The organism is Aliidiomarina minuta (assembly GCF_003987145.1).
In the GTDB taxonomy this organism is placed as follows: domain Bacteria; phylum Pseudomonadota; class Gammaproteobacteria; order Enterobacterales; family Alteromonadaceae; genus Aliidiomarina; species Aliidiomarina minuta.
This window is the reverse complement of the sequence record NZ_PIPL01000001.1, coordinates 1,623,132-1,637,327: the sequence shown is the minus strand read 5'-3', so window position 1 is coordinate 1,637,327 and position 14,196 is coordinate 1,623,132. Positions and strand designations below refer to the sequence as shown.

The 14,196-nt window shown below is 52.2% G+C and carries 14 protein-coding genes; 6 read left to right on the top strand and 8 right to left on the bottom strand.

Going from position 1 to position 14,196, the window contains the following annotated elements; all coding sequences use genetic code 11:
• The first annotated feature begins 23 nt into the window (after positions 1-23).
• A complete protein-coding gene (gene secA, locus CWE09_RS07865) occupies positions 24-2,756 on the top strand; it encodes a preprotein translocase subunit SecA (RefSeq protein ID WP_126803422.1) in 2,733 nt (910 codons plus the stop codon).
• A gap of 3 nt (positions 2,757-2,759) precedes the next feature.
• Positions 2,760-3,164 carry an 8-oxo-dGTP diphosphatase MutT gene (mutT, locus tag CWE09_RS07860; RefSeq protein ID WP_126803421.1) on the top strand — a complete coding sequence of 135 codons (405 nt, stop codon included), beginning with the start codon at positions 2,760-2,762 and terminating at the stop codon, positions 3,162-3,164.
• Here mutT and yacG read toward each other — a convergent pair.
• From yacG to CWE09_RS07820, 8 genes are all read right to left on the bottom strand, one after another.
• Entirely contained in the window at positions 3,161-3,361 is a 201-nt protein-coding gene (gene yacG, locus CWE09_RS07855; RefSeq protein ID WP_126803420.1) for a DNA gyrase inhibitor YacG, read from the bottom strand. The two genes, mutT and yacG, sit on opposite strands and share 4 nt — an antisense overlap.
• A 17-nt stretch (positions 3,362-3,378) precedes the next feature.
• Positions 3,379-3,978, bottom strand: coding sequence for a dephospho-CoA kinase (coaE, locus tag CWE09_RS07850; protein WP_126803419.1), 600 nt, complete (start codon positions 3,976-3,978; stop codon positions 3,379-3,381).
• On the bottom strand, positions 3,975-4,838 hold the full coding sequence (locus CWE09_RS07845; protein WP_198679671.1) for a prepilin peptidase: 864 nt from the start codon (positions 4,836-4,838) through the stop codon (positions 3,975-3,977). The genes coaE and CWE09_RS07845 overlap by 4 nt, the downstream gene beginning before the upstream one ends.
• Before the next feature lie 29 nt (positions 4,839-4,867).
• Entirely contained in the window at positions 4,868-6,070 is a 1,203-nt protein-coding gene (locus CWE09_RS07840; protein ID WP_126803418.1) for a type II secretion system F family protein, read from the bottom strand.
• On the bottom strand, positions 6,051-7,082 hold the full coding sequence (locus CWE09_RS07835) for a GspE/PulE family protein (protein ID WP_241974350.1): 1,032 nt from the start codon (positions 7,080-7,082) through the stop codon (positions 6,051-6,053). Before CWE09_RS07835 ends, CWE09_RS07840 begins: the two co-directional genes overlap by 20 nt.
• Before the next feature lie 11 nt (positions 7,083-7,093).
• A complete protein-coding gene (locus CWE09_RS07830; protein WP_126803416.1) occupies positions 7,094-7,591 on the bottom strand; it encodes a pilin in 498 nt (165 codons plus the stop codon).
• 96 nt (positions 7,592-7,687) lie between these two features.
• The gene (gene nadC, locus CWE09_RS07825; RefSeq protein WP_126803415.1) at positions 7,688-8,566 is read right to left on the bottom strand and encodes a carboxylating nicotinate-nucleotide diphosphorylase; all 879 of its coding nucleotides are present in this window, start codon (positions 8,564-8,566) and stop codon (positions 7,688-7,690) included.
• Between the two features lie 41 nt (positions 8,567-8,607).
• Complete coding sequence (locus CWE09_RS07820; RefSeq protein ID WP_126803414.1) at positions 8,608-9,120, bottom strand: retropepsin-like aspartic protease family protein; 513 nt, start codon at positions 9,118-9,120, stop codon at positions 8,608-8,610.
• A gap of 75 nt (positions 9,121-9,195) precedes the next feature.
• On the opposite strand from CWE09_RS07820, the gene ampD reads away from it, so the two are divergent.
• From ampD to aceE, 4 genes are all read left to right on the top strand, one after another.
• Positions 9,196-9,774 carry a 1,6-anhydro-N-acetylmuramyl-L-alanine amidase AmpD gene (gene ampD, locus CWE09_RS07815; RefSeq protein ID WP_126803413.1) on the top strand — a complete coding sequence of 193 codons (579 nt, stop codon included), beginning with the start codon at positions 9,196-9,198 and terminating at the stop codon, positions 9,772-9,774.
• A gap of 42 nt (positions 9,775-9,816) precedes the next feature.
• Positions 9,817-10,617, top strand: coding sequence for a regulatory signaling modulator protein AmpE (gene ampE, locus CWE09_RS07810; RefSeq protein ID WP_126803412.1), 801 nt, complete (start codon positions 9,817-9,819; stop codon positions 10,615-10,617).
• 113 nt (positions 10,618-10,730) lie between these two features.
• Positions 10,731-11,492 (top strand): pyruvate dehydrogenase complex transcriptional repressor PdhR, encoded by a 762-nt coding sequence (gene pdhR / locus CWE09_RS07805; protein WP_126803411.1) that lies wholly within the window; start codon positions 10,731-10,733, stop codon positions 11,490-11,492.
• A 31-nt stretch (positions 11,493-11,523) separates the two neighbouring features.
• Entirely contained in the window at positions 11,524-14,196 is a 2,673-nt protein-coding gene (aceE, locus tag CWE09_RS07800; RefSeq protein WP_126803410.1) for a pyruvate dehydrogenase (acetyl-transferring), homodimeric type, read from the top strand.

The window sequence follows — 14,196 nt, the reverse complement described above, 5'->3', positions numbered from 1 at the left end:
ACGTTTAGGATTAATAAAAGCTCATGATTGGTAGTTTATTTAAGCGAATGTTTGGTAGCCGCAATGATCGTCTTATTCGCGGGTTAAGCAAGGTAGCGAATAAAGTAAGTGACCTGGAAAGTGAATATGAGTCGTTTAGTGATGACCAGCTAAAGCAAAAAACCGCTGAGTTTAAAAAGCGTCTGGCGGACGGCGAGAAACTTGAAGCACTGATTCCGGAAGCTTTTGCTACCGTTCGTGAAGCCAGTAAACGCGTCTTCAAAATGCGCCATTTTGACGTACAGTTAATTGGCGGCATGATTCTGAATGACAACAAGATTGCTGAAATGCGCACCGGTGAAGGTAAAACCTTAACCGCGACCCTGCCTGCTTATCTGAATGCTCTGACAGGCAAAGGCGTGCATATAATAACGGTCAACGATTACCTGGCGAGCCGTGATGCCGAGTGGAATCGTCCGTTATTTGAATTCCTTGATATGACGGTAGCCTGCAACGTTGCGGGCATGTCACCGACCGAAAAGAAAGATGCCTACGCAGCGGATCTGCTTTACGGTACCAATAATGAGTTTGGTTTTGACTACCTGCGCGACAACATGGCGTTCAGTCCGAATGATCGCGTACAGCGTGAGCTTTATTTCGCCATTGTCGATGAAGTGGATTCGATTCTTATCGATGAAGCACGTACCCCGTTAATTATATCCGGCGCTGCTGAAGACGGCTCGGCGATGTATAAGAAAATGAATGAGGTCGTGCCGTTGCTTAAACGCCAGCTAAATGAAGATGGCGAAGAAGGTGCGAGCGACGAAGACGTGGGCGATTACACCATTGACGAAAAAGCCCGCCAGCTGCACCTGACTGAACATGGCCAGGAACACGTAGAAGAATTATTGAAAGAACAGGGCATGCTGGAAGAAGATGAGTCTTTATATTCAGCAGGTAATATTACCCTGTTACACCACGTAAACGCAGCGTTGCGAGCGCATCATCTGTATCAGCGTGACGTTGACTACATTATCAAAGAAGGTCAGGTGGTCATCGTTGATGAACACACGGGCCGTACGATGGAAGGCCGCCGCTGGTCGGAAGGCTTGCATCAGGCGGTAGAAGCCAAAGAAGGCGTTAATATTCAGAATGAAAATCAGACGCTGGCTTCTATTACTTTCCAGAACTTTTTCCGTTTATACGAAAAACTGGCGGGCATGACAGGTACTGCAGATACCGAAGCTTTTGAGTTTCAGTCTATTTATGGCCTGGAAACCGTCATAGTACCGACCAATAAACCTATGGTGCGTGAAGATCGCCCGGATCTCATCTTCTTAACCGGCGAAGAGAAGTATGCCGCCATAGTGGAAGATATTCGTGAATGCCAGGAGCAGAAGCGCCCGGTATTGGTGGGAACCAGCTCGATAGAAACCTCGGAACTGGTTTCGCGCTTATTGAAAAAAGAAAAAATCGACCACAAAGTGCTGAATGCAAAATTCCATGCTCAGGAAGCTGAAATCATCGCCCAGGCTGGTAAAGCGGGTGCCGTGACCATAGCAACCAACATGGCAGGACGCGGTACCGATATCGTGCTCGGTGGTAATTGGCAGGCAGAGCTGGAAAAGCTGGAAGATGCCGATGAAGAAACTGTTAAGAAAGCTGAAGAAGCCTGGCAGAAGCGCCATGATGAAGTGATCGAAGCCGGTGGCCTGCACATTATAGGTACTGAACGTCACGAGTCACGGCGTATTGATAACCAGCTGCGCGGTCGTTCCGGTCGTCAGGGTGACCCGGGTTCTTCGCGCTTTTATCTGTCGCTGGAAGACAGCCTGATGCGCATTTTCGCCTCTGAACGTATGACCAGTATGATGAAACGTCTGGGCATGAAAGAAGGTGAAGCCATCGAACACCCTTGGGTAACCCGTGCTATCGAAAATGCCCAGCGTAAGGTTGAGGCGCGTAACTTCGATATCCGTAAGCAATTGCTGGAATTCGATGACGTTGCCAATGACCAGCGTAAAGTGGTGTATGAGCAGCGTAATGAACTACTGGATGAAGGCGATATTAACGAAACCATCGAGGTTATTCGTGAAGACGTGTTCAGCGCTATGATGAGCGAATACATACCGCCTGAATCGCTGGAAGAAATGTGGAACATTAAAGGATTAGAAGAACGTCTGCGGGCGGACTTTAACCTTGAGCTGCCGATTCAGCAATGGCTGGATGAAGACGACAAGCTGTATGAAGAAATACTGCGTGAGCGTATTCTGGAAGAGGCCAACAAGGCGTACAAAGAAAAAGAAGAGCGGGTGGGCGAAAAGGTATTACGCCAGTTCGAGAAAGCGATTATGCTGCAAAGCCTGGATCAGCACTGGAAAGAACATCTGGCGGCTATGGACCACCTGCGTCAGGGTATTCATTTGCGCGGTTATGCACAGAAGAACCCGAAACAGGAATACAAGCGCGAAGCCTATGCCCTGTTTATGGATATGCTCGAAGCGCTGAAAGTAGATGTCATTAAAGTGCTGAGCAAAGTTCAGGTTCGCGCCGAAGAAGATGTCGAAGCGGTTGAAGCACAACGCCGTAAGTCAGAATCGACGCCACGTGAGTACCAGCATGAAAGTGCACCGGCAAGTGGTGCCGAGAAACCGCTACCGGCTGGCGCCCCGACCGGCCAACCAGTAGTCCGTGACGGGCAGAAAGTTGGCCGTAATGACCCTTGCCCTTGTGGCTCGGGCAAAAAGTATAAGCATTGTCACGGCAAACTTAGTTAAGTTATGAGTAACCCCGATACCGTGCATGTCGCCGTGGGTGTGATTGAAAACACCCAGGGCGAGCTTCTTATCAGCCGCCGGGCTGCGCATCAGCATCAGGGCGGGCACTGGGAATTTCCTGGCGGCAAAGTTGAGGGTGGTGAAAACGCACAACAGGCTTTGGCCAGAGAGTTACTGGAAGAAGTTAATATCGAAGTGGTGCATGCCGCACCTATGACCGTGATAGAACATGCTTACCCGGACAAACGCGTCCGTTTAGATGTCTGGCATGTGACTGTCTTCAAAGGCCAGGCAGATGGCCGTGAAGGGCAGGAATGGCGCTGGGTACCCAGGCATCAACTGACAGCTTATAGTTTTCCGGCAGCCAATGAAGCTATCATCCAGCGTTTGCTGGATGAACCCGCTTAATACTCGTCTTCTTTATCCGCATCCGGATTTACCGCACCAGGTAATTCGGGTCCTGGAATAACTTTCTCTTCATTTGCCCACTCGCCGAGATCAATCAGTCGACAGCGCTCGCTGCAGAACGGACGAAAAGCTGAGCTTTGCTTCCAGGCCACAGGTTTCTGGCAGGTGGGGCAACGTACTGTAATATTCTTATCCATAACTACAACTTGGGTCTCTATCGTTTAGCCAGTTTCAGATACTGCTGATGCAGCGCGTCTACCTGATCATACACTTCAGGCAAAGGTAATTCATTATTAATGCAGTCATCCGCTGCCGCCAGCCGCTCTTCACGAGTTATCTGCGCATCAATAATGGCCGCTACCTGCTCACGGGAGTTATTGTCCCGGCGCGTGGTTCGTTCAATCTGAGTCTCTTCCGCAACATCAACCACCAGCACCCGGTCCACCAGCGCCTGAAGCTGATTCTCCAGCAACAAAGGAGCCACCAGAATGCAGTAGTCAGAGCGTGCGGCTTGCAGGGCGTCTTCGATTCTGTGGCGGATAAGGGGATGCAGTAGCTGATTGAGCCATTCTTTTTTGTCACTATCGGCAAATACCAGGCTGCGCAATTGAGCGCGGTTTAAAGCGCCGTCGGGCAGTATGACCTCGGGCCCAAAATACTCAGCAATTTGCTTTAAAGCATCGCTGCCCGGTGCGACGACCTCACGGGCGATCACATCGGCATCTATCACCTCGATACCATGGCTGGCAAAGCGGTCTGTGACCGTGGTTTTACCACTGCCAATACCGCCAGTTACGCCCACTATGTAAGTCATACTAACCCCGCCCATTGCCAGTACCAGAGGTAAATCTGCTCACCGAAAAGCAAGGCAATCACGGCACCGATGACCAGGAAAGGACCAAACGGAATGGGTATGCCTTGTTGATGTTTCTTCATGAGCAGTAGCGTGCCGCCAATAACAGCGCCGGCTGCTGAAGCCAATAGCAGGATCAGTGGCAATTGTTGCCAGCCCAGCCAGGCACCTAAAGCAGCAAGCAGTTTAAAGTCGCCGTACCCCATGCCTTCTTTGCCTGTCAGAAGTTTAAATAACCAGTACAGCGCCCATAAAAACAGATAACCCGCGACCGCACCAATAATAGCGTCCTGTGCAGACAGGGGCAGCACCGTGATGGACCCCAGTAAGCCCAGCCAGAGCAAAGGCAGGGTTAATTGGTCGGGTAATAACATCTGCTTGAGATCAATGACGCTGAGTACCAGTAAAAACCAGAGCAGCAGGCTGTAGGCCAGGGCCAGCGAATTGATACCAAAAAATGCCAGGCAGAACACAGGGATCAGCGCAGAGACTATTTCGACTAACGGATACAAAGCACTGATCGGGGTTTTGCAGTGCCGGCAACGGCCGCGTAACAGCAACCAGCTGAGTACCGGAATATTGTCATAACCTGCAACTGTAGCTTTACAAGACGGACAGTGGGAGCGTGGCACCGCCAGGTTAAAGGGTTCCGTTGCGGGCACAGGATGACCGGCAGCTTCGGCGCTTTCCCGTTGCCACTGCAATTCCATCATGCGTGGCAGACGCGCAATCACGACGTTAAAAAAACTACCCAGAATAAGGCCTAGCAATGCAGCCAGCACAAAACTCCAGATAGGGGACTGTATTAACAGGTCTGCCACGTTATTCTCCTTAGTATGAGGCGGCTAGTTTAACTTACTAACTGGCCGAGCTGGAAGAGCGGAAGGTAAAGAGCCATTAATAAAGCGGCGGTCATGGCGCCAGTGAACAGTAGAAAGGCAGGTTCCAGCATGGCCATCAACCTCGCATGAGCATCGTCCAGTTGTTGTTGCAGATGCTGAATCACAAAATCCAGCTGCTGTTGCAGACGGCCACTTTGTTCGCCCAGTGCCAGGTTTTGTATATAAGCCGCATCCACCAGCTGGTCTTGCTGCAGCGCTTCATGCAAGCTGCTGCCCTGGCCGAGCAGACGGGCACAGGCGCGCCATAACTGAGCAAAACAGGCATCGTTGCTACTTTGCGCAGTTAACATGCAGGCCTCGGTAAGGGGAATGCTACTGCGGTAAGCCAGGCATAAGGTGCTGATATCCTGCAATAAACGCGACTGACGTAAATGTTTACCAAGCAGTGGTATCTGGTACAGCAGGCGAATAACCCTCGTATGCTGCTGGCTGAGCCGGCGTAAAATCAGCCATACTGGCCAACCGAATAACAGCGGAATAAAAAACAAAGCGCTGTGCGGTTGGCGTAACCAGCTCGCTATATCCAATAGACGCTGAGTGCTGTTCGGCACTGCAACCTGCAGTTGCTGATAAAGACTGGCGAACTGGGGAACGACCAGATACAGCATGGCGATAAAGACCAGAAGCGAAACCGCCAGTACCAGTAAAGGATAACTAATGGCTTTACGCAGTTTTTTGCGTTGTGCTTCAGTTGCTATAAATTGCGCTTCCAGACGCTGTAAAACCTGCGGCAACTGACCACTTTGCTCGCCCACCGCCACTAACCGGCAATACTGCTGGCTAAATTCAGCGCTGCAATTTTGCAAACTGGTTGCCAGATCATGGCCTGCCTGAAGCGAGCTGATCAACTGGCTCAGATACTGATGTTGCTGCGCATGCGCGGCCTGGCGTTGCAGTATGTGTAAGGCGTCCAGTTGGGGTATGCCCGCTTTTAGCAAGGCCAGCCAGTCATGGGTAAACTGTTGCTGCCAGCGGCGGCGCTGGGTCTTGCTTAATGAACCTTGGCTCTGATGGCGAACCCGGATCAGTTGTATTTCCTGTTGCCAAAGCTGCATGCGCAGTGCCGGTGGTGGCAAAAAAGCAATGCCGGAAACCCGCAGCCCCTGTTTATTGAGCCCCTGCCAGCGCCAGCTAGCTAACCGGCGTCGCATTACTGGGCTCCTTTAAATGATGCTCAGTTGCGGCAGACAAACTAATATCGGCCTTTGCGGCTTCGGCGACATGTTCCCAGTAATGCGCCTGGTTGGGGTTTGCCAGTAAAGCCATCTGCAGTGTGTGTTGCATACTGACCAGTTCGTAAACACCCATACGGTGGGTGGCAGAGACGGTAACTAAACGCTGGTTCATGAGCAGCACCAGGCAGGCAGCGAGCTGATAACCATCAATGCCCAATTGCTGAAGGCGGATAATAGCGTTCAGCGGACTGGCAGCATGCAAAGTAGCCAGTACTAAATGCCCGGTTTGAGCCGCCTGACAGGCAATGCTGGCGGTTTCCTGATCGCGGATTTCGCCGACCATAATAATATCCGGATCCTGGCGCATTAATGCCCGTAACGCATGGGCAAAGGTAAAACCCAGTACCGGCTGTACCGATACCTGATTAATACCGGCCAGATCCACTTCCACCGGATCTTCCACAGTACTGATATTGCGTTGCTCGTCGTTGAGTTGTTGCAACAGGGTATACAGGGTTTGTGTTTTGCCGCTGCCAGTCGGGCCGGTGGTTAAGATCAGACCTTCTTTGCGTTGCAAAGCAGATTGCACCTGCAACTGCTGCGCCGGCAACATGCCAGTACCTGCAAGCTGCGTGTTATCTGCCTGCTGACTTAATATACGTAACACCAGCTTTTCACCACCAAGCGCTGGCAAAGTACTCACGCGGCAATCCAGCGTCTGACGGGTTAAGTTAAAACGGCAGCGGCCGTCCTGGGGTAACCGGCGCTCGGTAATGTCCAGTTTGGCCTGCACCTTAATATGAGCGATCACCCGTGGCGCCAGCATGGTGGTCAGGTTTTGTATACAGTGCAGGCGACCGAGCGTGCGTGCCCGGCAGCGATAACCGCCGGGTTCAGGTTCAATATGCAAGTCAGAAGAGCCCTTGCTCAGGCAGCTTTCCAGTAGATTCTGCACCAGCTTTTCTATCTGTGAATCCTGTTGAGTCATAGCGTTCACGCTCAGGCTCCCAGTTCGCCGATGCATTGGCCCACACGCGAGTTGGGGCTGGCAGACGCGCTGTAATCTGAGCAGGTTAATTGCCAGGCGAGATGCGTAGAGCGGGGTTCAGGGGTTAACACTACAGTGATGGGATTGCCATCCCGATCCTGGGCTTCCAGCTCAACGCGCAGGGAACCGGATGAAACTCCCGACTGTATGCTGGTGACGCCCACCGGCAATTCATCAGCGCTGATTGGTGCGGCCGGAACGCCGTTCTGGCCCAGATTACCGCAGACCACCAGCGAGCCTTCCATCTGCCAGCATAAATTAATCGCAGTCTGCCAGCTTTGTATACTGCTCAGACTGGCGCTGACCCGGGCTCGCTGAGTGTAATCAGTATAAGCTGGCACAGCGATGCTGCTTAAAATGCCGATGATAGCGACCACTATCATCAGTTCAATGAGGTTAAATCCCTGTTGTTTACAAGGGCATCGTTTAAAAGTGTATTGAGAGTACATGGCGCTATCCTTAGCTGTTGTTGTGAGTAACAAGTAACAGTTAAAGAAATAGCGCCTGAGTAGCCTGAGGTACAGGCGGTCTTTGTCAGTTATGGATTAAGCGGTCTGAAAACGCATAGACAGGTCGATAGCCTGCACGTTTTTGGTTAAAGCGCCGGAGGAAATAAAGTCGACTCCCGTAGACGCATAATCGCTGAGTTGCTCTGCGGTCACGTTGCCAGAAACTTCCAGCTTGGCGCGTCCAGACACCATATCGACGGCGTCACGTATGGCCTGCATGCTGAAATTGTCCAGCATAATGATATCGGCACCGGCTTCCAGCGCCTGTTCCAGCTCCTGATTGTTTTCGACTTCCACTTCCACCCAACGATCCGGATGCCGCTGACGTGCGGTTTTTACCGCCGCACTCACGCCACCACAGGCGCTGATGTGGTTCTCTTTAATAAGATAAGCGTCAAATAAACCCATGCGGTGGTTCTTGCCGCCGCCGCAGATAACCGCATATTTTTGTGCCAGACGCAGGCCGGGCAGGGTTTTACGGGTATCCAGCAGGCGTGTGCCTGAATTGGCTAAACGCTTCACCGCCAGTGAGGTCTGAGTGGCCGTGGCTGATAACGTCTGCAGGAAGTTAAGTGCCGTGCGCTCGCCAGTCAGCAGGTGCTGTGCCGGGCCTGACATGCGGCATAAAGTCGCGCCGGCTTCGACTTCGTCGCCGTCCTTTGCCAGCCATTCGATATGCACTTCGCCGCCCAGTTGGCTAAAGACTTCTTCAACCCACTCCTGGCCACAGAGCACACAGTCTTCGCGACTGATAATAGTAGCGCTGGCCTGGGTATCCGGGGCAATCAGCTGCGCGGTGATGTCGGCGCTGATATCAATTTCGCCACCTAAGTCTTCAGCCAGGGCTGCACTGATCTGAGTTTCAATGTGCAGACGCAGGGCTTTTTTATCGGCTGGATTGAGCGGGGTATTCATAACTATGCAATTCCTTTAGGGCAGCTGCAGCTCTTGTTACGTTACTGAGTAATTGTCAGCTCGTGATTTCGTTGGGTGAATTCTAACGTTTTCAGTGCGCTCATGCCCAATAAAATTTGCGAGCCTTCGTAACCGGGCACTAAGGTTGCTGACACATTCTGCAATTCAATCTCCCCCAAGCGTAGTTGATCAATGCTGGTGGTGTAAGCGCGGGCGCGACCATTCGCTGTCATCACCATTACGGGGGCGCCTCGCTGCAGGTTAAGTTCCTGGCCGAGGCTTGCTGGAATCGCCACTTGAGTGGCCCCGGTGTCGAGCATAAAAGTAACGCCCCGACCGTTAATTTCGCCATTAGCGACATAATGTCCGGAACGGTTTTGCTGCAAAGTGACCACCGCACGTTCGCCGTCGCGGTAGCTTTCTACCTGCTGGTTCGGGTTCTGCTGGCCGTCTAAAATGCCACCGAACCACCAGTACAGGATAAAGAGCAAAGCGATCCAGGCAAACCAACTGAACCATTTGCCAATACGTTGTGTGGGGTCTGACCTGCTCATTACTGCTTCGCTCCCGCTTTACCTTTGCCTGCATACCCGTGATACTGGGACTCGACTTTAACTTAGCTTCCCATTATGCACACTGAACTGGATATTTCACAGCACCGGGTGCGCCCGGCACAGTATATAGAATCACCTCATGCGGACGAGCGGCCCGCCGACGCCGAGATCAGTCTTTTTGTGGTGCACGGTATTAGCCTGCCAGCTGGCCAGTTCGGGCTGCCTTATATTACCGACTTATTCTGTGGCACCCTGGATTGTGATGCCGACCCTTCCTTTGAGCCCCTGCGTGACCTTAAAGTTTCAGCGCATTGCCTGATTCGCCGTGATGGTGAATTGATTCAGTATGTGCCTTTTGACCGCAGGGCCTGGCATGCAGGCGCTTCGAGCTGGCAGGGGCAGGCGTGTTGCAACGATTTTTCAATTGGCGTCGAACTTGAGGGAACAGATAGCACCCCCTACACTGACAAACAGTATAAAAAACTCGCGCAACTCATTGTTGTGCTACAACAAGCGTATCCGGCAATTACTAATGATAGGGTAGTGGGACACGAACACATTGCGCCAGGGCGCAAGACAGACCCGGGCCCGGCATTTGACTGGCAACGACTGCGCAGTGAGCGCGAACAATGCCTGCCGTCTACGCAGACATAATGTAGACAATAGTGCAGACATAATAAAAACAGGTACTTATTCATGGTGTTATTTTCATTGTTACTGGCGCTACTCGCTGAGCGCAGCAAGAAAGGCCCTGGCAATTGGCGGCTGACTTCTTTTGCCAACGGCTGGGAAAATATGCTGGCCGGAATAACTGGCCTGCAGCGCTGGCGCATACACGAGCTGGCCGGGCCTTTATTGTGGATTGCGCCTTCTTTGTTGCTGGCGTTGTTGCTTTGGTGGCAGCCTAATACCTTGCTTGTCTTTGTAATTAACTTACTGGTGCTCATGGTCGTGCTGGGTTGTCCGGTAAAGCGTGAACAGTTACGCCAGTATCTTAAATCAGCCAATCGTGGCGACACTTTAAGTTGCATGGAGTTGCAGGAGCAGTTGGACGACCGGGTTATGGAAGAAGGCCCCGCTACAGTCGGGCAAAGTCTGGTATGGCTGAATTTCCGTTATTATTTCGCTGTGGCTTTCTGGTTTATTATTTTCGGTGCCCCGGGTGCGTTAGGTTACGGCTTATTGCGGGAACGGGAAGAGCTTTACCCGCGCCTGCTACATTGGGTTGATCTGATCCCGGTGCGGGTCGCAGGTTTTGGTTATCTGCTCGTTGGCCATTTCAGCCGCGCTATGCCCGCCTGGCTTGGTGGGCTTTTTAATGTCAGCGAATCGGCGCCTGACTACCTGACTCGGGTAGCCATGAAAGCAGAAGACGTGCAGGCGGAAGCGGGCGACTTAACTGAAGAACCTTGCTGCCTGCTGAACCTGGCTAAACGCACCATGATGCTCTTGCTGGCAGCCCTGGCGATAGCGACTTTGCTCGGTTGGGTGGCCTGATTTAATCAGGTCAGACCAATATAGGGCCAGATTTACTTGGGTTACCCCGGCTTTTTATTTACAATAGGTAAGTTGGTAAGACCAATTACCTTATTTGCAACCAGGCGCTACTAATGTCCAGGGTCACCCGAGTACAGCATACAAAACTGTCCGATATCATCATGAGCCAGATGGAAGGTTTGATCGTAGATGGTACCTGGGCGGCGGGAGAACGATTGCCGTCAGAGCGTGAACTGGCTAAACAGTTTGACGTCTCGCGACCCTCATTGCGGGAAGCGATACAGAAGCTGGAAGCTAAAGGTTTGGTGTCGCGGCGGCAGGGCGGCGGTACCTTTGTATCCGGGGCCTTGCACCAACAGGTGACCGACCCTTTATACGAGTTATTAGCTACGCACCCGGAATCACAATTTGATTTGTTAGAGTTCCGTCATGCACTAGAGGGCGTTTCAGCATTTTATGCCGCCTTACGGGGCAATGACGCTGACCATGCACGTATTCAGCAGGCGTTTAACGAAGCCAGCGAAGCGGCAGAGACAGATAAAGATACTAAGAACCAGGCCGCTGCCCTGATGAATTTCTATGTGGCAGTGACCGAAGCCTCGCACAACGTGGTGTTATTGCACCTGGTGCGCGGTATGCAGGAATTATTAATGGAAAATATGCGGCAGAACCTGGAAGTTCTGAACAGCCGCAGTGAAATACGGGCCCAGCTGCAGAAGCATCGTGCTTCTATCGTTGAGGCTATTCTGGCGGGGCAACCTGTGCAGGCGCGGGATGCATGTCATCAGCATCTGGCCTACATTGAAGGCACTCTGCTTAAATTAAATCGCGATCATACACGTCTACAGCGCTCGCTGAGACGTAGTGAACAGTAATTATCGACCGTGAGATGTGTAAGGAATCATTATGGCGGAACATGACAAGAAAGATATCGACGCACAGGAAACACAGGAATGGCTGGATTCGTTAGAAGGCGTCCTCGAAGCCGAGGGACCCAAACGTGCCCACTTCCTGCTGGAAGAGTTGATTGATAAAGCACGCCGCAGCGGTGCCTATTTGCCGTACAAACCAACCACCGCATACCTGAACACCATTCCGGTCAGTCAGGAACCTGTGATGCCGGGCGATCATACCCTGGAGTCGCGCATCCGTGCCGCGATTCGCTGGAACGCTCTGGCTATGGTACTGCGTGCCTCCAAGAAAGATCTTGATCTGGGCGGCCATATCTCCAGTTTCGCCTCGTCTGCAATGATTTACGATGTAGGTTTCAACCACTTCTTCCGTGCACCAACAGAGGAAGACGGCGGTGACCTGCTGTATATGCAGGGCCATATCTCGCCGGGTATTTATGCCCGTGCCTTCCTGGAAGGCCGCTTAAGCGAAGAGCAACTGGATAAATTCCGTCAGGAAGTCGATGGCGGCGGCTTGTCCAGTTACCCGCACCCGAAATTAATGCCTGACTTCTGGCAGTTCCCGACCGTGTCTATGGGCTTAGGCCCAATTCAGGCTATCTATCAGGCACGTTTCTTAAAATACCTCACTGACCGTGGCATCAAAGACTGCTCTAAACAGCGCGTTTATTGCTTCTTAGGCGACGGTGAAGTGGATGAGCCAGAAAGCTTAGGCGCCATTGGTCTGGCGACCCGTGAAGGCCTGGATAACCTGACCTTTATCGTTAACTGTAACCTGCAGCGCTTAGACGGGCCGGTTCGTGGTAACGGTAAGATCATTCAGGAACTGGAAGGCACCTTCCGCGGCGCTGGCTGGGAAGTAATTAAAGTCATCTGGGGTCGTTATTGGGATCCGCTGCTGTATCGTGACACTGAAGGCAAACTGGCCCAGGTCATGGAAGAGAGCGTGGACGGTGAGTACCAGAACTACAAAGCTAAAGGCGGCGCGTACACCCGTGAGAACTTCTTCGGCAAGTACCCGGAAACCAAAGAAATGGTCGCCAATCTGTCTGACGAAGACATCTGGCGCTTAAACCGTGGTGGTCACGATCCGGTAAAAGTGTATGCGGCGTATCACAAAGCGGTGAACACCAAAGGTCGCCCACAGGTGATCTTAGCCAAAACCGTAAAAGGCTATGGCATGGGTGCTGCGGGTGAAGGTAAAAACGTAGCCCACCAGGTCAAGAAAATGGACATGGATGCCATCAAGCACTTCCGTGACCGTTTCAATATCCCGATTAAAGACGAAGATTTAGAAGGTATGCCGTACTACAGCTTCCCTGAGGACAGCGAAGAGTACAAGTACATGAAAGAGCGCCGCGAGAAACTGGGCGGTTTCATGCCGGTACGCCGTATCGACAGCGACAAAGAGATGGAAGTGCCGTCACTGAAAGCCTTTGATGCGGTACTGAAAGGTTCAGGGGATCGTGAAATCTCCACCACCATGGCCTTTGTTCGTGTCTTAACCGCGATGCTGAAAGACAAAAAAGTCGGCTCTCGTGTGGTGCCTATTATTCCGGACGAAGCCCGTACCTTTGGTATGGAAGGTCTGTTCCGCCAGGTCGGTATTTACGCTCACCAGGGCCAGAAATACACCCCGCAGGACGCCGACCAGGTCGCTTACTACCGTGAAGACAAAAAAGGTCAGGTATTGCAGGAAGGCATCAACGAGCTGGGCGCTCTGGCATCCTGGGTTGCGGCGGGTACCAGCTACTCGACCAACAACGAACCTATGATCCCGGTCTACATCTATTACTCGATGTTCGGACCACAGCGTGTTGGCGACTTGATTTATGCCGCAGGCGACAGCCAGACCCGTGGTTTCCTGATTGGCGGTACTGCCGGTCGTACCACGCTGAACGGCGAAGGTTTGCAGCATCAGGACGGTCACAGCCATATCCTGATCAACACAGTGCCTAACTGCATCAGTTACGACCCGACTTACGGTTATGAAGTAGCGGTGATCACGCAGGACGGCTTGCGCCGCATGTACGATGAAAACGAAAACGTTTTCTTCTACCTGACCGTGATGAACGAAAACTACAAGCAACCGGAAATGCCGGAAGGTTGTGAAGAAGGCATTCTGCGCGGTATCTACAAGCTGGATGACGTCAAAGCCAAGAAAGCCGAAGGCCATGTGCAGCTGTTAGGTTCAGGCACCATTCTTGAGCAGGTACGCCAGGCTGCAGCCGTGTTAGCCAAAGACTATGGCATCACCAGCAGCGTCTACAGTGCTACCTCGTTCAACGAGCTGGCGCGTGATGGTCAGGACGTTGACCGTTACAACATGCTGAACCCGACCAAGAAAGAGCGCACCGCGTACATCACCGACGTGCTGGAAAAAGGCGGCAAAGGCCCGGTTATCGCAGCTACCGATTACATGAAAATGTATGCCGACCAGGTCCGAGCCTGGGTACCAGGACCGTATCGTGTGCTGGGTACTGACGGTTTCGGTCGCTCTGACAGTCGCGCCAACCTGCGTCGTCACTTTGAAGTCAATTCCGACTACATCGTAGTGGCTGCCTTGTCTGAACTGGCTAAAGCCGGTGACATCGACAAGAAAGTGGTGACCAAGGCGATTAAAGATTTCGGTATCGACGTTGATAAAATCAACCCACTGCACGCGTAA